The sequence below is a fragment of the Guopingia tenuis genome (assembly GCF_014384805.1).
Classification (GTDB): domain Bacteria; phylum Bacillota; class Clostridia; order Christensenellales; family Christensenellaceae; genus Guopingia; species Guopingia tenuis.
Genome location: NZ_JACRSS010000001.1, coordinates 835142 through 853489 on the forward strand (window position 1 = coordinate 835142; position 18348 = coordinate 853489).

The window sequence follows — 18348 nt, forward strand, 5'->3', positions numbered from 1 at the left end:
TATCCGATACCGGCCAGGATCAAACCGCCACTTGCTTTTGGCGCTTTCATGTTGTCCCGTATTCCCGGCATGCCGCCTCCCTCTATATGCTATTTTAGCAAGCCCGGAGTTTTTTTGCATCTCCTTTTTTCATGTCTGACATCTGCATGACTAGACCTATAGATGTCCGGGTTTGTTCAGCATTTCAATCTATAAGCGATGCTTATGCGGCTGCGCTGTTCTCCCCTTCCGGTCTATCCCCATATAAAAAGCATCGCTTTCGGGGTAATCCCGGGGCCTTCCGCCGCAAAATCCAGCGTATAGCAAATGGGGCAGATGTATTCCGCTCTATCCGCCTTTCATCTCCCAACAGCTCTTTCATGCAAGCCGCATCTTCTAATTTTCCAGGGGATGGGGTATACTGATAACAAACTCCGGGAAGCTGACCTGAGGGCTCCCCGGCTGAAAGGATATTTTATGCAAGCAAAAAGAGAAAAATACGGCCTCATCACTTCCATCACCATGATCATCGGCATCTGCATCGGCTCCGGCATTTTTTTCAAGAGCGACAATGTCCTCGCCGCCACCGGCGGAAGCGTCCCGCTGGGCATATTGGTGTTTGCCATTGCCGCCATCTCCATTGTCTTTGGCGGGCTGGCCGTCAGCGAGCTTGCCTCCCGCACGGACAAGCCCGGCGGGATCATTGCCTATAGCGAGGAATTCGTCTCCCGGCGGTTCGCCTGCTGCATCGGCTGGTTCCAGACTCTCGTCTACTATCCCGCCCTCATCGCCGTGGTCTCCTGGGTTATCGGGGTCTATTTCTGCATCCTTTTTGCCATCCCGGCTTCCTTTCCCGTGCAGCTTGCCATCGGGGTCGGGTTCTATGCGGCAAGTTACCTATTAAATACTTTCGCGCCAAAAGCGGGCGGCGCCATGCAGAATATCACCACACTTCTCAAACTGGTTCCCCTGGTCGTCATTGCCGTGCTCGGTCTGGCCTTTGGCGATCCCCTCCGGGGAATCTCCCAGACTGCGCCTGCCCAGCTGCAAACGGCCGGCTGGCTTTCCGCCATCGGCCCCGTGGCCTTTTCCTATGACGGATGGATTGTCTCCACATCCATTTCCCATGAAATCCGGGACGCCAAGCGCAATCTGCCAAAGGCGCTGGTTCTGGCGCCGCTTCTTGTCATGCTGGTCTATATTCTGTATTTCACTGGCGTTGCCAGTCTGCTTCCCGCCAACGAGATCATCGTTTTGGGAGACGACCATGTGGCCGCCATCGCCCGGAATCTTCTGGGGGATATGGGGGCGCGCGTCATTCTCATCTTTATCATCATTTCTGTTGTGGGCACGGTCAACGGCCTTGTTCTGGGCTTTATCCGCCAGCCCTATTCCCTGGCGCTGGACGGGAAGCTCTTTCCCGGTTCCAAAAGGCTGGCCCGCATCCATCCCAAATGGAACATGCCGCTGGCCTCTTCCCTGCTGGCTTTCAGCCTCTGCCTGTTTTGGAGTGCGGCTCATTATTTCACCCACTCTTTTGATCTTTTGCCCAATTCAGATGTCTCAGAGATCTCCATTGCCCTCAACTATCTTCTATATACTGTCCTCTATGCCCAGGTGTTCCGTCTGTACCGCCGGGGCCTTATCAAAAGCCGGTGGAGAGGGATTATCGTTCCCCTTTTCGCCTTTCTCGGCTCTCTCATCGTCCTTTTGGGCAGCCTGCAAAACGCCCTGTTCCCCCTCTATGCGGGGTTCTGCCTGCTGGTGATTCTCGCGGCCTTTCTCTACTATCAAAAACGGCACCGGGAATAAAATTTCCCACAAAAAAGACGGCTTGTACAGCCGTCTTTTCTCTTCATATTCCAAAGGGGAAACTTACACCACACCTTGGGCCAGCATGGTCTTGGCAACCTTTTCAAACCCGGCGATGTTGGCTCCCACAACGAAGTTGTCCTTGTAGCCATATTCTTCGCAGGCCGCGGAGCACTGCTTATAAATGTTTACCATAATGTCATGCAGCTTGGCGTCCACTTCCTCGAAGGTCCAGGAGAGGCGCATGCTGTTCTGCGACATTTCCAGGGCAGAGGTGGCAACGCCGCCAGCGTTGGCCGCTTTTCCGGGGGCAAACAGAACGCCGTTTTCCTGGAACACCTTGGTTCCTTCCATGGTGGTGGGCATGTTGGCGCCTTCACCAACCGCATATACGCCGTTTTTCACCAGGATCTTGGCGCTCTCTTCATCCAGCTCGTTCTGCGTCGCGCAGGGAAGGGCGATATCGCAGGGAATCGTCCAGATGCCCTTGCAGCCCTCGGTATATACGGCGTCCTTATGGACATCCACATATTCCTTGATACGGCCGCGGCGGCCTTCCTTGATTTCCCGGACGGTGTCCAGATCAATGCCGTTCTTATCATAGATATAACCGTTGGAGTCCGACATGGCAACGACCTTGGCGCCGTTCTGCTGCGCCTTCTGGACAGCATAGATGGCGACGTTTCCGGAGCCGGAAACCACAACCGTGGCGTTTTCAAAGGATTTGCCCTTGGCCCCGATCATCTCTTTCACGAAATAGATCAGGCCATAGCCCGTGGCTTCCGTGCGGGCCAGGGAACCGCCATAGGTGAGGCCCTTGCCGGTGAGAATGCCATGGAACTGGTTTTTCAGGCGCTTATACTGGCCAAAGAGATAGCCGATTTCCCGGGCGCCTACGCCGATATCTCCGGCGGGAACGTCGGTATCCGCATCGATATGGCGGAACAGCTCGGTCATAAAGCTCTGGCAGAACCGCATTACTTCCATATCGCTCTTGCCCTTGGGGTCAAAGTCCGAACCGCCCTTGCCGCCGCCGATGGGCAGGCCGGTCAGGGAGTTTTTAAAGATCTGTTCAAAGCCCAGGAATTTGATGATGCCCAGGTTGACCGAGGGATGCAGGCGAAGGCCGCCCTTATAGGGGCCGATGGCGCTGTTGAACTGCACGCGCATGCCGCGGTTGACCTGCACCTTGCCGTTGTCGTCTACCCACGGAACGCGGAAAATGATCTGCCGCTCCGGCTCCACAAGGCGCTCGAGAATTGCGGCTTCTTCATATTCCGGCTTCTTTTCAAACACAGGAGCCAGGGAATCCAGAACCTCTTTAACGGCCTGCAGAAATTCCGGCTCGTTGGGATTTCTCTTTTTTACCGTTTCAAATACTCTTTCCACATACGTCATGAAATGCTTTCCTCCTTTAATATGGATACATATATCCCTATGGCCCCGGTTATGTACGCGCAGTGCCATAATTTTGCAACACTTTTATTATAGCAGTAATATGAAGTTTAGCAATAGGGAAAATGCAGGTTTTTATAAAAAAATCTATATTTCTTGCTTTTTTCATCAAAAAATATAGATTATTTTTGCAAATATGATATTTTGATTTATCAAACTTTCAAAATCGCCGCGAATTTACCACCTTCTCATGGTTTTCACAAGCTTGCCCAGGATCCGGATCTTATAGAGCGCTTCTGTCGGGAAAAACTGGGCGGGATAGCTGGTGTTGAAAGGCTGAAGCAAAATGCCGCCGGCCTGCTTGAGTACACGCTTTAAGGAGCTCAGCTGGTTTTCGATCATAACCACGGCCACTTCCCCGTTTTCCACATCCTCCTGCAGATGGATAAGCGCCAGATCCCCTTCCATGATCTGCGGAGCCATGCTGTCTCCCTCCACATGCACAAAAACATATTCCGCATCATAGTCGCCGTCGATATATTCATATCCCAGAAGTTCATCCTCGGTATACCCCTGGAACCCCGCCTTCACATGACTCACAATGGGGACCTTTTTGATTTTTCCCATGAGGGCATTTCCCCGCCCATCCTGCTCCAGAAGCAGCTGGTCGGTGGTGATCCCAAACATTTTCGCCAGCATTCCGATGATATCCGGGCAGGGAGTGGAGCGGTTGGCTTCCCATGCCGCCACAGTCTGCTGCCGGATGCCGATTTTCTCCGCCACTTCTTTCTGCGTCATTCCCGCTTTGGTGCGGTACATGTATAAATTGCGGCTGAATAAATCCGAATTGAGCATTAGCCTCTTCCTTTCTCTATAAACGATAAACACATGCGCCATTACGCTTTTGCCGGTTTGTCTGTTTTGTATTCATTTTTTCTCACCAGAAAATACTTACCATAAATTTACCATAACCGCAAGATTTTGTAAAGCCTTATTTTCAATTTATACAACTCTCTTTGTGTATATTTGAAATGTTTTTGTCGTTTTTTGTTAATTTTATACGATAAAACTATAATTTATAGTTGAAAACCAACAAATCCCGCGGCTGGAAAAAATATCCGTTTGTATACGCCCCGGAAAATTCCTGCCCGCCTGCTGGAACATTGGGGAAAACCGTGTTATGATAAAAATATCAAATTTATACTCCAAAAGGAGGCTTGTTATGCAATTTCTTGCCACGCCGGCGCAGGCCGCGCAGATTGACCGCTATATGATAGAAACGCTGGAGATTCCGGGCCTTCTGCTCATGGAACAGGCGGCTACGGCCATCTTTCATGAGATCGCCGCGCTCTTTCCGCCCTGCCGTGTGCTTCTGGTCGCTGGCAGCGGCAACAATGGCGGAGATGCCTGGGCCGCGGCCCGCATTCTCCTGACTCACGGATACGATGTCGCCATCGGGGCGGCCAGCCTGACCCTCCCGCCGGATGCCGACGCCAACATGCGCTATTTTTCCCATACCAGCCGCATTACCCTGCTCACTCCGGATACATTGGACAGCTTCTTTTCCAGAGATGCCGCCGTCATTGTGGACGGCCTTTTGGGAACTGGCCTTTCCCGCCCGGCCAGCGGCCTCTATGGAGAGATTATCCGCCGCATCAATGCGCACCCGGCCAAAGTGGTTTCCGTGGACATCCCCTCGGGCATTTCCGGCGAAACAGGAGCCGGCCAAACGGCAGTAACGGCGGATATCACCGTCACCTTTCAATATGCCAAGCCCGGGCATCTCCTGTTCCCCGGCCGGTCACATACCGGGCGGCTGGTGGTTGCCAAAATCGGCCCGGAGGCCGGGCGTCCTCCGCTGCATCTGCAGTGGGCGGATACCTTCTCCCTGCCGCCTCGCGCCGCCGACACCAACAAGGGAACATATGGGCGCCTGGCCATTTTCGCCGGTTCCCGGGGAATGGCGGGTGCAGCCGCCCTGGCGGCCAGGGGTGCCTTGGCCGCCGGCGCCGGCCTCACCACCGTCTATACCTGCGAATATGTCCAGGATGTGCTCCAGCATACCCTTTCCAGCGTGACAGCCCAGGCCATTGGGGGCAATCCTGCTTATATCGCCGCGGAGGGATCGGTTCTGGAAAATTGCCAGGCCCGTGCTTATGCCGCAGGGCCCGGCCTTGGGCAGCATGCCGAAACGCTGCCGCTTCTCCGCAGCATCGCCCAAAGTTCCCTTCCCAAGGTTCTGGACGCCGACGGCCTGAATCTTTTGGCTGCCGACGGCTCTCTGTCCTTTGGAGCAAATACCGTCCTGACCCCGCATCCCAAAGAGTTTTCGCGCCTCAGCGGATGTTCCATGGAGGATATCCTTTCCTCTCCCCTGGACACGGCCGGCGCTTTTGCGAAACAGCATGGTGTTGTCCTTCTTTTAAAAGGGGCGACCACCATCGTTTCGGACGGAGCGAAGGCCTGCCTGGTCACGGCGGGTGCCCCCTCCATGGCCAAGGGCGGCAGCGGCGATGTGCTCACCGGGGTGATCGGAGCTCTTCTGGCCCAGGGCCTTTCTCCCTTTATGGCGGCCTATGGGGGCGCCTATCTCTGCGGAAAGGCCGGGGAAACCGCCGCCGCCCGCAAGGGCGATTATGCCCCCACCGCAGAGGATACGGTCTATTTTCTGGGTCGATAATTTATTTTATCATGAGGGTAGTCCTAAAAACGGGACAACCCTCTTTTTTTGGGAAAAATAACATTCTTGTAAACTTCCTTGTGTTCCTCACGAGGGTTCGTATAATGAAAATAACAAAAACGATCTGGGGAAGCTCATATATCCAAAAGGAGGTTATTCATGCACAAAAGCTTATATAAGGCCGCGCTCGTTTTTCTTTCTGTTTTTCTGCTCCTCTTTATTGGCCTGTCTGTTTTTTTCTATACATCTCTCAGAGACCAGATTTCCCAGGAATTTCTTCAGCTTCGGGAGGGGTTATCCGCGCTGAATGCCAACGTTTCCTCCCTCCGGGATCCCTACAGCAGTTCTCTGTCTCCATCAGGCTTCCAGGAGGAATCCCAGATCTATTCCGATTTCTTTCTCTCCATTCTTTCTCCGCCCAAAGACGGCCATGCTAACGTCCTTTTGCAGATCCGGCCCAAATCCATCCGCCAGGACGACCATCTATATTTCACCTGGTCAGGCAGCACACCTATGAGGCCGCAAAAGCTCGAAGCTTCCACCCAGGACGGCATTACCTATTCCTGCCAGGCAAATCTCCCGGTTTCTTCGCCCATCTCCCTTTATCTCTCTTTGGAGCAGGATGGACAGGTGACAAACGAAATGATTCCATTTTCCAGCAGTACGCTTCTCTCGGAGCTGGCGGGTTCCCTTGCGGCCTATGCGAATTTCCGCTCGGTATCTATTGGAAATGGCTGTTTCCGATTTACCGGGGATATTACTCTCCAGGACTTCCGCAGGGATTATTTCCTATATCCCTCCTCCTTTAAAAGCAGCGATGTGGTTGTCCGGCTCAACGGAAAGGAAATAGATCGGTTTCCCATGGCCGTGCAAAAGGACAGGGATCATTCGGATGCCTGTTTAGGCATATCATTCAAGGATCAGGAATGGGAGGTCAACCCCGGTGCTCTTCTGGAATTCTATTTTGAAGCGGAGGATGAACACGGCCTGCATTACAGTCAAATGATCGAATCCTATATGGCCCCGTCCCATGGTGTGGCGGAGGATTCCATGGATTATTCTCCCGTCCCTTATGCCTATGCCGGCTATATGGAGATTTCGTGACGCATAGACGCATATCTGTCTATTCTAAAAAAACGCAGCGTTTGCTGCGTTTTTTTATTTTCGTCAAATTTCCATACATACTCTTTCTTATGCAGAGCACAGGAAAGTTTTTCTCTGTTCTGTTGGATTCCTATACTACGATAAAATCCGGCGTCTCTCCTGCCAGCTGTTTTACAACATTCTTGGCACACACCACGCTTACGGCGTTAATCGCCTCAAAGGAATACATTCCAATATGGGGCGTGATGACCACGTTATCCAGCGTGAGCAGAGGGTTATCCGCCTCGATGGGCTCGCTCGCCGTCACGTCCAACGCCGCGCCGCCCAGATGGCCGCTCTTGACGGCTTCATAGAGATCGGCTTCGTTGACGATGCCGCCCCGGCCGGTGTTGATGAGATAGGCTCCTTCCTTCATGCGCCCCATGCTCTCTTTATTGAACATATCCCGGGTTTCCTCGGTAAGCGGCACATGGATGGAGACAAAGTCGCCGTTTTCAATGACTTCATCAAGCGTTCCCAGGCGGACATATTCCTTAAATTCCTCGGGAATCTCCTTGACATAGGGATCATAAGCGATGACGTCCATAGAGAACCCATGGGCCCGGCGGGCCACATTTTTGGCAATGTTACCGAACCCGATGAGGCCCAGCGTCTTATGATACATATCCTTGCCGATATAGGTTTTCCATTGGCCGGATTTCACATTGGCGCTGCAAAGGGATACCCCGCGGCAGACATTGAGCATGTGGGCCACGGCCAGATCCGCCACGGCGTTGGCGTTCATGGCCGGAACATTGGTCACTCTTACGCCTTGGGCCTTGGCTTCATCCAGATAGATATTATCCAGCCCTGCGCCATGCTTGCAGATGATCTGGAGCTTTTCGCATTTCGCCATATCCTCGGGATAGAACTTGTGAGCGCCGATGATGAGGGCGTCATATTCCACAACAGCCGCTTTAAATTTTTCCTCATCAAAATCCGCACCCATGAGGGTCACTTCCAGCCCCGCTTCTTTCAGAATATTCAGGGGTTCGTCGCTGACCTTTCCAAAGGAACGGGAGGTTACAAGAACTTTCTTCATGTGTCCTGCCTCCGCTCAGATCTTATATTCGCTGGCCAGGCGGGTAATCTCTGCGAAATTGCCCTCTTCGATCAGCTTCTTGTTCACCAGGTTGCCACCGACGCCAACGCCGATAGCGCCCGCTTTAAGGAAATCGCCCACGTTCTTCTCGTTGACGCCGCCAACCGCCGTGAAGGGGATGTGGTTCAAGGGAGCGGTCAGTGCCTTGACATAGCCGGTTCCCAAAGCGCCCGCCGGGAAAAGCTTGACGATATCCGCACCCGCCTCATAGGCCGTAACCGCCTCGGAGGGAGTCGCCGCGCCGGGGATGGAAACCAGTCCCAGCTCCTTGGTCTTCTTGATGACGTCCACATTGGTGTTGGGGGAAATCATATAGGCTGCGCCGGCCTCCGCCGCGTCGATGACGTTCTGCACGGTCATCACCGTGCCCGCGCCCACGGCTACTTCATCGCCAAAATGCTCCTTAATCATGCGGATGCACTTCAGCGTATCCTTGGACGCCTCAGCGTCCTTCTGGTTGAAAGTGACTTCCATGCACTTGATGCCGCCGTCCTTCAGCGCCTGCACGGTGTTGATGATGTCCTTGGAAGAGATGCCGCGGATGATGGCGATAATCTTGCTCTCCTTGATGGTTTCGAGAATGCTGCTCATACTTTGTTTACTCCTTTAAAATTTTTTACTTCTGGGCATATCGCCCTGTTTTTCTCATTTACCGGGCCAGATAGCCGCCGTCTACCGGGATGACAACGCCGTCGATATAATCGCTTGCCGGGCTGGCCAGGAACACAATCGCGCCCTTCACGTCATCGCCTGTGCCCCAGCGGTGGGCCGGAATGCGGGCCAGAATCTCATTGTTGCGGACCGGATCGTTAACCAGGTTGACGTTCATCTGGGTATCCATATATCCGGGAGCGATGCAGTTGACGTTGATGCCCTTGCCCGCCCATTCGTTGGAGAATGCCTTGGATACCTGCGCCACGCCGCCCTTGGAGGCCGCATAGGCCGGAACCGTATAGCCGCCGAAGAAGGTCAGCATGGACGCGATGTTGATGATCTTGCCATATCCCACTTTGAGCATTTCCCGGCCGGCCAGCTGAGTGAACTCGAAGACGGCCGTCAGGTTGATTTCAATGACAGCGTCCCAGTCCTCGATGGGGAATTCCTCGCAGGGATGCCGCCGCTGGATCCCCGCCGCGTTGACCATGATATCGATTTTGCCGCCCAGCTTTTGGAGGGCTTCGGCAAAGGCGCGCTTCACGTCCTCCCGGTCAGCTACGTTCACCTTGACCGACGACACTGGGAAACCCTGGGCGCGGTAATTGGCGGCAATCTCCTCCGCCTTGTCCGAGAGGTCAAGAATAACTACCTCCGCGCCGGACTGCACCAGCCCGTCTACCATGCCCTGCCCCAGGTCGCCGGCGCCGCCGGTCACCATGGCCTTTTTGCCTGTCAGATCAAATATGTCCTTATACATGTTTCCTTTTCCTTCCTTTCCCTTTCTAACGTTTTCTTATCAATTCCAAAAACCCAGCCAGGGCAAAGCTTCTGCCCCCTGCGTTTTTTTTCAGCTCCGCCGGGACGCCCAGCTCCCGTTCCATGAGGATTTTATAGGAGGCGATATACGGCTTATCCCCGAGAATATAAACCCGCTCGAGATCGCTCCATTCCCCTTTCTGCTTCTTTCCCACCAATTCCGCCACGCCGCCGGAAATCACTCCCGCCAGCATCTGGCTGCGAACCGCATCCGGGCACACCTCAAACACCTTGGAGGCATGGAGGATATACAGCGCCCGGACCATGCCGTATTCCTTCAAATAGCCATAGCCCCGCAGGACGTTTTCTTCCTCCATGGCAACATCGCCGTGAAAGAGCTCCCCGGAAAGAATGGTATCCTTGCCGATGGCAAAATTCAGCTCACCCGTAAAACAGGAGAGAATATCGCAGAATTTCCCATTCCGCACATAGCATACATGGGTGTGAGACCCAGGCGCGACCACGGCAAAGGCCCCGGTCTGCGGCGCGCCGCCGCTCCCCATCAGCCCGATGATCTCAATTTCCTCTCCCCGGACATTGCCCACGCCGGGAAGATTGGAAAAATCGATGGCCGCATCCGGCGCCGTCGTCTTTGCCCCGCGGACAAGATGCAGCTCCCGGCCAAAGAATTTTTCTTCCTTATAGACACACGCCTGCTCTGCCAACGCCCTGGCGTCCACCGGCAGAGACATATGGGGCGCTTCATGGACGCCGAACCCATTGGTCACCATGCCGGACATCCAGATTTCCCCCACGTCGCCGTCGGTCAGGCCCTGGGCCTCCAGCAGACCGTCATAGAGCTTTTTCATCCTACTCACCAGCACGGCATTGTCTCCGGCGATGGCGGAATCCTTGGTCCCTACCGGCGCCTTGGCCTCCGCCAGCAGAGCGCCGTCCCTGAGAAGATAGGCCCGGGTGTTGGAAGTTCCCGAGTCCATATACACATACACCATTTTTCTTTCCTCTTATAAAGCGTCTTCATGCGCCTCCCGGCGCCCTTTTTCGATATGATCCCGCATGAGCTGTTCGGCCCGGTCCGCATCCATGGCCAAAACCGCGTCCAGAATCTGATTGTGATACCATACGCCGTTCTGCACCCGCTCATCAATCTGGCTGGTCATCTGCAAAAACACCCGCATCTGGTTGCGGATATCCGCAAAAATCCGGTCGATGCGCCGGTTCCCCAGCAGGCGGATCAGGCTGTCGTGAAAATATTCGTCGGCCTTGATGCAGTCCTCCCCCACATATTCGTTGGTGTTTTTCCGAATCTCCAGGATCTTTTCCCGGCAGCCATCGGGATCGGCCTTCATGCATTTTTCCACCACCTGGCGAACCCCCTGGGTCTCCAGAATGACGCGGATATCATAAAGCTCGTCGATATCCCGGGCCCCCACTTCCAAAACATAAAAGCCCCGTTTTCCTTTGTTTTCCACAAGCCCTTCGCGGACAAGCATAAAAATAGCATCCCGCACAGGCGTGCGGCTAATGCCAAATCTATCTGCCAGCTGGCTGTCCACCAGACGCTCCCCCTGAGGGATGCGGTGCTGCAGAATCTCTTTTTTCAAAAGATTGTATACCTGCATATTGAGCATATCTGTTTTGAGCACCATCTCGCGCATGGGAAAACCTCGCTTTTCGCTATTCGGTATATCGTATACGATATATTGTATATTCATTATAGCATATGGGCTCCGCCTGTCAATGCTTTTTTTCTTTTCTCTCTTCTTCTCAATTTTCCCTGTGGACGCGGCGAAAAATAGCGATTATAATGAAAATATGTAAAAACCTTTTTCCCCACTAAGGTTTTTCCCGGTATGCCCATCGGCATATATATAATCCGAACAAATTATGGCATAGGAGAAAGTGTGCATGAAAAAACGAAATCATCTTAGGTACATTGCTTTCGCCCTGCTTTTCACCCTCCTTCTCGGCCTGGGGCTGACCCCGGCTGCGGCTGCGGGCCGCAGCGGAGAAGGCGTCCGCCCGGTAGACGTCGGCAATTTCAACGATTACGACAGCGGCGGCAGCAGCGACTGGGGGGGCGGCAGCGATTGGAGCAGCAGCGACTGGGGCAGCAGCAGCGGCAGCGATTGGGACTGGACGGATGACAGCTCGGGCTGGGGCGGATTTTTTCTTCCCCTGGGCGTGGTTGTCGTCGCCATCATCTTAATCGCAGTGTTCGGCAAGAAAAAAGGCGGCGGCAGGCCCTCTGCCAATATGGGGGGCGTTCCCATGGTGGCAGACAACACCCAGCGGATCCTGGACGCTATCCTTCCCGTCGATCCCCTGTTCAGCAAGGACAAATTCCTGGCCTGGGCCAAGGAAGTCTTTATCACGCTGCAAAATGCCTGGACAGCCCGGGACTGGTCGAAAATCCGGCCCTTTGAAAAGGAAGAGCTTTTCCGCCAGCATGAGATGCAGCTTCAGGAATATATCAAGGCCGGCCGCATCAATGTGATGGAGCGCATCAACATCAATGAAGCCTATCTTCATAAATATGAACGGTTCCCGGAATATGAATATATGACCGTCTATATGAAGACGCGGATGGTGGATTATATCATCGATGAAAAGACCAAAAAAGTCTTAAAAGGCGACCCCAACCGGGATTGCCATATGGCCTATCTTCTGACCTTCATGCGGGGTACCGGCGTCAAAACAGATCCCGCCACCAGCAATAAATCCACGGTGGCCTGCCCGCACTGCGGCGCGCCCACGGAGATCACCAGCGCTGGAAAATGTGAATACTGCGGCCATATCATCACCACTGGCGAATTTGACTGGGTGCTTTGCAACATGCAGGCCGTAAAGCCCGGGGTTCCCATCGATAATTCCGGCGTAACCATTCAGGATGGGCAGCCGGGCGGCGATGACTCCGCTCCCAATGCCTAAGGCGGGGCGGTGCGCATGAGTCCGGTTCTCATCATCCTCCTTTTCGCCGGGGCGGTTCTCCTGTTCGTCTTGTATATCATCCTGCGGGCCAAGGTGCAGCAGATTTCCCTGCGCGCCTTTGGAACCCGGGATATTCAGGAAGGGCTCTCCCAGGCTGAGCGCGAGGCAAATGATACCCCCCGCTCGGTTTCCGGAGGCGACGCTCTCTATCTCCCCCAGATTCTCCGGGATTTTCCGGAGTTCAACCGGGAACTGGCGGTTTCCCAGATAGAAACCTGCCTGCGGGACGTCTTTTCAGGGATCGAGACCGGGCAGGCGGCGGAAAAGCCTCTATACGGCCCGGCGGTTCTTTCCTTTGTCCGGGACCGTATCGATGACCTGGCGGCAGAGGGAAACGAGGTGCATTTTAGCGGCCTTTGCTTCCATCGCACCGCCATCAGCCGGTATCTGCCAATGGGATACGACCGCACCATTCGCTTTCAGTCCGCCTTTGAGGTTTTCCGGAGCGAAAACGGCGGCCCGGCCCGGAAACAGCAGGAAAAATACCAGCTGGACTATACCTACACGCTCAGGGAGGACGGCGGCGCCGCGGCGCAGGTTTCTCTGCGCTGCCCGCATTGCGGCGCTCCGGTGAGCAAGATCGGCGAAAAGATCTGCCCCTATTGCGGGAACGGGGTTGTTTCTCCCCTCTCCCAGACCTGGCGGATCACAAATATACAGCCTTGCAAATAGCTGAATAGAAAAAAGAAAGGAAGAATCTCATGGGTTTAATCAAAGCTGGCCTCTCCGCGATTCGCGGCGAACTGGCCGATCAATGGAAAGAGTACATCTACTGTGATTCCATGGACGCCAACGTCCTCGTGGAAAAAGGCGCTGTCCGCATCGTTGCCGGCAGCTCCAACACCAAGCGCAACGACAACATCATCACCGACGGTTCAAAAATCGCCGTCAACGAAGGGCAGTGTATGCTCATCGTGGAAAACGGCAAAATCGTGGACTTTTCCGCCGAGCCGGGCGCCTTTATCTATCGGACGGGCACCGAGCCTTCCCTGTTCGACAGCGGCTGGAAGGGCCTCAAAGAGAGCTTTAAAAAGGTCGGCAAGCGGTTCACCTTCGGCGGCCAGATCGAGAACGATCAGCGGGTCTATTATGTAAATCTGAAGGAAATCCCCAACAATAAGGTGGGTGTGGGCGACGTGCCTTTCCGGGACAGCGAATTCGGCTTCACCATCATGCTCAAGGGCTATGGCACCTATTCCTATCGCATCACCGACCCCATCATGTTCTATACCAACGTCTGCGGCAATGTCACCGATACCTATACCCGTGACCGGATTGACGAGCAGCTGAAAACCGAGGTGCAGCACAATCTGCAGCCGGCTCTGGGAAAGATCGCCCTCAAAGGCATCGCTTACGACCAGCTTCCCCTCTATACCAACGAAATCGCCGACGAGCTGAATAAGGAGCTGACGCAGGAATGGGTGGAGCTTCGGGGAATCTCTGTCGTTTCCGTCGCCCTGGCTTCCATTACGCCGGATGCCGAGAGCGCCAAGAAGATCTCGGAATTCCAGGAATCCCGGGTGTATACCAATGCCCAGATGATGGGCGCCCGTCTGGGAACCGCGCAGGCGACAGCCATGGAAAATGCCTCCAAAAATTCCGCAGGCGCCATGACTGGCTTCCTTGGCATGGGCTTTGCCCAGCAGGCAGGCGGCATGAATGCCGGCGAGCTTTATAAAATGGGGCAGCAGGGCGGCCCGGGCGGCGCTCCTTCCGGCGGCGGAGCCGCTCCGGCAGCGAACACCTGGAAATGTGCCTGCGGTGCCGCCAACACGGGCAAGTTCTGTTCGGAATGCGGCGCACCCCGCCCGGCAGAGCAGGCGGGCTGGAAATGCGAAAAGTGCGGCGCGGTAAACAAGGGCAAATTCTGCTCGGAATGCGGCGCGAAAAAGCCGACGGGCGAGCTGCTCTATAAGTGCGATAAATGCGGCTGGGAGCCGGAAGACCCGGCGCATCCGCCGAAATTCTGCCCGGAATGCGGCGATCCCTTCAATGCGGATGACGCCACTTCCAAATAATCTATCTGCATAGTCAAAAGGCCGGTTTTTTATAACCCGGCCTTTTTATTTTCCTCCGTCTTTGGGACATGGGGCTTTCTCAAGTATCCACCCGGTGCTGCGGATTCACCGATGATGATTCTGAAAAACCGCCGGCTTGCCTTTCGGCCATTCCCGCCTCCATGAGAGTTATGATCCCGCCAGACATGCGCGGAGAATTATGGTTTGGGAGAACAAATCTCCATGAACGCAGCAAGTTCATGTCCAAACGGCCCATAGGCAATCCGCGACGAACCATATTCCCGCCTAAAATCTCATTCTCCGACAGCCCTTGCCAAATTACAGAACCGTATGTGTCTCGGTTTCCAATCGCTTTTCCATGATATACTCTTCTCCGCTTTCCCGGATCACCAAAAAGCCTAATCTCCGATATAAATGAAGCGCCGCGTTGGCCTTCTGCACGGACAGCGACACCCGCCCATACCCGCTTTTTTCCAGCGCGGAAAACATCCGCTGCATCAATGCCATGCCCACGCCCCGGCCGCGCCATGGCGCAAAGACAGCGATGGCAAGGGAGGGTGTCTGTTCATCTATATGCCCATAGTCTTCCATGATGCGCGTCCAGACCGCGCCTATCACCCGTCCGTCTGCCTCCGCAGCCCAGGCTCGGTCGCAGATTCCTCTGCCAAAACCCGCAATGTACACCTGCAATTCGCTTCTCTCCAAAATAGAACGCGGCGGAGGCTCTGTTCCCGGGGGAACAAAGATCGCCTCATATAAAAAATCCTTCAGCAGCGGATATTCCTCCTCGCGCATCTCTCGTATCGCATAGTCCATCTTTTTTTTGCCTCCTTTTTCAAACCGCTTAGCCGTTCCCGGCTTTTTTCCATATTCCCCGTACCCGGAGCCTTTTGTTCCAATGCTCCCAAACTATGCGGCGCCTTTCGCGGGCAACAAAAAGGGAGCGGGCTTTTGCTCCGCTCCCGGCTTTTGTCTGTTATTTCTCCTCTTCCATGTCCTTCTTGGCCTGCTCAATGATCTTGGCAGCCATCTGGGCGGGAACCTCTTCATACCGCTCAAACTCGATATGGAAGGTGCCGCGGCCCTGGGTCATGGAGCGCAGGTCGGTGGCATATTTAACCATTTCGCTCATGGGAACTTCGGCCACAACCTGCTGGATGCCGTCTTCCTGGGGATTCATGCCCAGAATCCGGCCCCGCCGGCGGTTCATGTCGCCGATGATATCGCCCATGTATTCATCCGGAATGTAAACCTCGGCCTTGCCAATGGGCTCCAGAAGAACCGGATTGGCCGCCGCACAGGCCGCCTTATAGGCCAGGCGGGCCGCCGACTTGAAGGCAACTTCCTTGGAATCGACAGGATGGTATTTTCCGTCAAACAGCGTCGCCTTGATGCCCACCATGGGGTATCCCGCCAGAACGCCATGCTTAATGCTCTCCCGCAGGCCCTTTTCCACAGCCGGGATATATTCCTTGGGAACCACGCCGCCCACGATGGCATTGACAAATTCAAAATCGGAAGAACCGTCCATAATCGGCTCGAACCGGATCTGCACCACGCCGAACTGCCCCGCGCCGCCGGACTGCTTTTTGTGCTTGCCTTCGGCCTCGGCAGACTTGCGGATGGTTTCCCGATAGGCCACCTTCGGATCGGAAAGCGCAGCCTCCACGCCGAACTTGTTCTTCAGCTTCTGGCAGATGACTTCGATATGCATTTCACCCATGCCGCATAGGAGCGTGTCGCCGGTTTCGGCATTCTTCTCGATGCGGAAGGTGGGATCCTCTTCTTCCAAACGGTGCAGGCCCGCAAAAACCTTTTCCTCTTCGCCCTGCTTCTTGGCCGTGACAGCCAGGCTGATGCAGGGTTCGCCAAATTCCAGAGCATCAAAGGTCAGCTTATCCGAGGCCGAGCAGAGGCTGTCGCCCGTCGTCGTAAACTGCAGCTTTGCCAGGGCGCCGATATCCCCCGCCTGGAGCGCATCCACGTTGACCAGCTTTTTGCCGCGCATGATGGAAATATTGCCGAATTTTTCTCCCTTGCCTGCGCGCACATTGATAATCGCCGTATCCGGCTTCAAAATGCCGCGGAATACCTTGATCAGGTTGATCCGGCCCACAAACGGGTCGGCAATGGTTTTCAGCACCTGGGCCGCGAAATGGCCTTCAGCGCTGCACTTGATTTCCACATCCTCGCCCTTTTCGTTCACAGCATGGACCGGCTTCGCCTTATCCGCTGCGGGCATATAGGCCGCCAGAGCATCCGCCAGCTCTTTTACACCCAGGTTCTGCGTAGCCGAAGTGGCAAACACGGGAACGACATCCAAAGATTCAATGCCCAGAAGAAGTCCCTTCAAAATATCTTCTTTGGAAAGCTCCTCTCCTTCAAAGAATTTTTCCATCAGTTCTTCGTCGTTGGAAGCGGCATTTTCCACCAGCGCCTCCCGCAGAGTTTCCACATCCCCCGCCAGCGCTGCGGGGATATCCGTCTTTTTGTTTCCCTTGGCGTCAAAGGTATACGCCGTGTTTTCCAGGATATCCACATAGCCCTTGAAGGCCATGCCTTCCATGATGGGCAGCTGCAGCGGCGTGATGCTGGCGCCGAAGCGCTCCTTCAGCTGATCCACAGTTTTCAGGAAGTCGGCATGCTCCTTATCCATCTGGTTGACAGTGATGGCCATGGGCTTTCCGGCTTTTTTGCAGAATTTGAACGCCTTTTCCGCTCCAACGCCAACGCCCGAAAAACCGTTGGCCAGGATAAGCGCGCAGTCCGCCATATAATATGCCTGGGTCGTCTCTCCGACGAAATCAAAGAATCCGGGAGCGTCGATCAGATTTAATTTGCAGTCGCTCCACTCCACGGGAGCCACCGCCGTCGTGATGGAGATATGCCGGCGGATTTCCTCCGGATCATAGTCCGTGGTTGTATTTCCATCCTCCACCTTGCCGCGGCGCTCGATAGCCCCGGCGTTGGAAAGGATCGCTTCTACAAGCGTTGTTTTCCCATCGCTTCCGTGTCCGACAACAGCGATGTTTTTGATGTGAGCAGCATCGTAAACCTTCATTTTTTTCCTCCTATACTTGCATGTATCCCATTCCGATCGCTCGGAAACACACAATTTTGATATATCGCGGCAAAATACCCTGCCGCAGGGAAAATGGTTTTAACGCGCAGCTGCGCAGAAAATTCAAAAGCAAAAATCAGCAAAAAATGGATATTAACCGCTTTTTTGAAGGAGAATCGCCCGGTTTTTGGCTTCCTGCCAACGGCGGCTAATAGGTTTGTAAATTGATGTACTTATTTATCATACCAGATGCCTTTGGAAAAATAAACCCATTTTTAAAAAAAAGTCATGGATTTTACAAAAGAAGTGTGAGATAATGAGTTATAAATTTACTATGTCTCATGTTAGGAGTATTTTTATGCAGAGTTGGATGGATACGGTTTTTGAAAAGCTCAGAGGATATGACGAGAAAAAAGCGACGCGTTTCATGCAGATCGCCGGTTTCCTGTTTGGCCTCATTGCATGGATTGCATTTATCATTTTGAATCGTGTGCAGGGTGGTTTTTTGGGCATTTTAGCCCTGTTGGTGTTCGCCCTTGCCTTTTTGGCCCGCGGCCGGCTCCATCGGGAAACCGGATGGAACATGCGTCCTTTTAACGTCGGCATGGCCATCGGCGTGGGGGTTGGGCTTGTTTTATGGACGGCTTACGGCGCTATCACAGGCGACCTTTTCAAAACGGTAGCGTAAACAGGCGCAATGCAGCACAATACCAGAAAATAAAAGATAGGGGGT

Annotated in this window: 16 protein-coding genes; 7 read left to right on the forward strand and 9 right to left on the reverse strand. The window is 54.2% G+C overall.

Going from position 1 to position 18348, the window contains the following annotated elements:
- The first annotated feature begins 456 nt into the window (after positions 1–456).
- A complete protein-coding gene (locus H8693_RS04005; protein ID WP_178621482.1) occupies positions 457–1791 on the forward strand; it encodes an APC family permease in 1335 nt (444 codons plus the stop codon).
- A 63-nt stretch (positions 1792–1854) separates the two neighbouring features.
- Here the strand turns inward: H8693_RS04005 and gdhA are convergent, their stop codons facing one another.
- Positions 1855–3189: an NADP-specific glutamate dehydrogenase gene (gene gdhA, locus H8693_RS04010; RefSeq protein WP_178621480.1), complete on the reverse strand. Its 1335-nt coding sequence runs from the start codon at positions 3187–3189 to the stop codon at positions 1855–1857.
- A gap of 234 nt (positions 3190–3423) precedes the next feature.
- The gene (locus H8693_RS04015; protein ID WP_249279879.1) at positions 3424–4041 is read right to left on the reverse strand and encodes a LexA family protein; all 618 of its coding nucleotides are present in this window, start codon (positions 4039–4041) and stop codon (positions 3424–3426) included.
- A gap of 367 nt (positions 4042–4408) precedes the next feature.
- Between H8693_RS04015 and H8693_RS04020 the strand changes: the two genes are divergently transcribed.
- Positions 4409–5866 (forward strand): NAD(P)H-hydrate dehydratase, encoded by a 1458-nt coding sequence (locus H8693_RS04020; protein WP_249279880.1) that lies wholly within the window; start codon positions 4409–4411, stop codon positions 5864–5866.
- A gap of 159 nt (positions 5867–6025) precedes the next feature.
- Positions 6026–6970, forward strand: a complete 945-nt coding sequence (locus tag H8693_RS04025; RefSeq protein ID WP_249279881.1) for a hypothetical protein — start codon at positions 6026–6028, stop codon at positions 6968–6970.
- Positions 6971–7100: 130 nt separating this feature from the next.
- Here H8693_RS04025 and H8693_RS04030 read toward each other — a convergent pair whose 3' ends face one another.
- Genes H8693_RS04030 through H8693_RS04050 form a run of 5 tightly spaced genes read right to left on the reverse strand, consistent with a single transcriptional unit; the run spans position 7101 to position 11203 of the window.
- A complete protein-coding gene (locus H8693_RS04030) occupies positions 7101–8051 on the reverse strand; it encodes a phosphoglycerate dehydrogenase (RefSeq protein ID WP_249279882.1) in 951 nt (316 codons plus the stop codon).
- A 15-nt stretch (positions 8052–8066) separates the two neighbouring features.
- Positions 8067–8702, reverse strand: coding sequence for a bifunctional 4-hydroxy-2-oxoglutarate aldolase/2-dehydro-3-deoxy-phosphogluconate aldolase (locus H8693_RS04035; protein ID WP_178618213.1), 636 nt, complete (start codon positions 8700–8702; stop codon positions 8067–8069).
- Positions 8703–8760: 58 nt separating this feature from the next.
- The gene (locus tag H8693_RS04040) at positions 8761–9525 is read right to left on the reverse strand and encodes an SDR family oxidoreductase (RefSeq protein ID WP_249279883.1); all 765 of its coding nucleotides are present in this window, start codon (positions 9523–9525) and stop codon (positions 8761–8763) included.
- Between the two features lie 25 nt (positions 9526–9550).
- Positions 9551–10537 carry a 2-dehydro-3-deoxygalactonokinase gene (locus tag H8693_RS04045; protein WP_249279884.1) on the reverse strand — a complete coding sequence of 329 codons (987 nt, stop codon included), beginning with the start codon at positions 10535–10537 and terminating at the stop codon, positions 9551–9553.
- A gap of 12 nt (positions 10538–10549) precedes the next feature.
- A complete protein-coding gene (locus H8693_RS04050) occupies positions 10550–11203 on the reverse strand; it encodes a GntR family transcriptional regulator (protein ID WP_249279885.1) in 654 nt (217 codons plus the stop codon).
- A gap of 250 nt (positions 11204–11453) precedes the next feature.
- On the opposite strand from H8693_RS04050, the gene H8693_RS04055 reads away from it, so the two are divergent.
- The 3 genes from H8693_RS04055 to H8693_RS04065 are packed head-to-tail and all read left to right on the forward strand — an operon-like array spanning position 11454 to position 14554.
- Positions 11454–12476, forward strand: a complete 1023-nt coding sequence (locus tag H8693_RS04055; protein WP_249279886.1) for a Tim44 domain-containing protein — start codon at positions 11454–11456, stop codon at positions 12474–12476.
- Positions 12477–12491: 15 nt separating this feature from the next.
- Complete coding sequence (locus tag H8693_RS04060; protein ID WP_249279887.1) at positions 12492–13208, forward strand: zinc ribbon domain-containing protein; 717 nt, start codon at positions 12492–12494, stop codon at positions 13206–13208.
- Positions 13209–13237: 29 nt separating this feature from the next.
- Positions 13238–14554: an SPFH domain-containing protein gene (locus H8693_RS04065; RefSeq protein ID WP_249279888.1), complete on the forward strand. Its 1317-nt coding sequence runs from the start codon at positions 13238–13240 to the stop codon at positions 14552–14554.
- A gap of 318 nt (positions 14555–14872) precedes the next feature.
- Here H8693_RS04065 and H8693_RS04070 read toward each other — a convergent pair whose 3' ends face one another.
- On the reverse strand, positions 14873–15370 hold the full coding sequence (locus H8693_RS04070; protein WP_249279889.1) for a GNAT family N-acetyltransferase: 498 nt from the start codon (positions 15368–15370) through the stop codon (positions 14873–14875).
- 160 nt (positions 15371–15530) lie between these two features.
- Positions 15531–17615 (reverse strand): elongation factor G, encoded by a 2085-nt coding sequence (fusA, locus tag H8693_RS04075; protein ID WP_249279890.1) that lies wholly within the window; start codon positions 17613–17615, stop codon positions 15531–15533.
- A 358-nt stretch (positions 17616–17973) separates the two neighbouring features.
- Between fusA and H8693_RS04080 the strand changes: the two genes are divergently transcribed.
- Positions 17974–18303: a hypothetical protein gene (locus H8693_RS04080; RefSeq protein ID WP_249279891.1), complete on the forward strand. Its 330-nt coding sequence runs from the start codon at positions 17974–17976 to the stop codon at positions 18301–18303.
- The last annotated feature ends 45 nt before the right edge of the window (positions 18304–18348 follow it).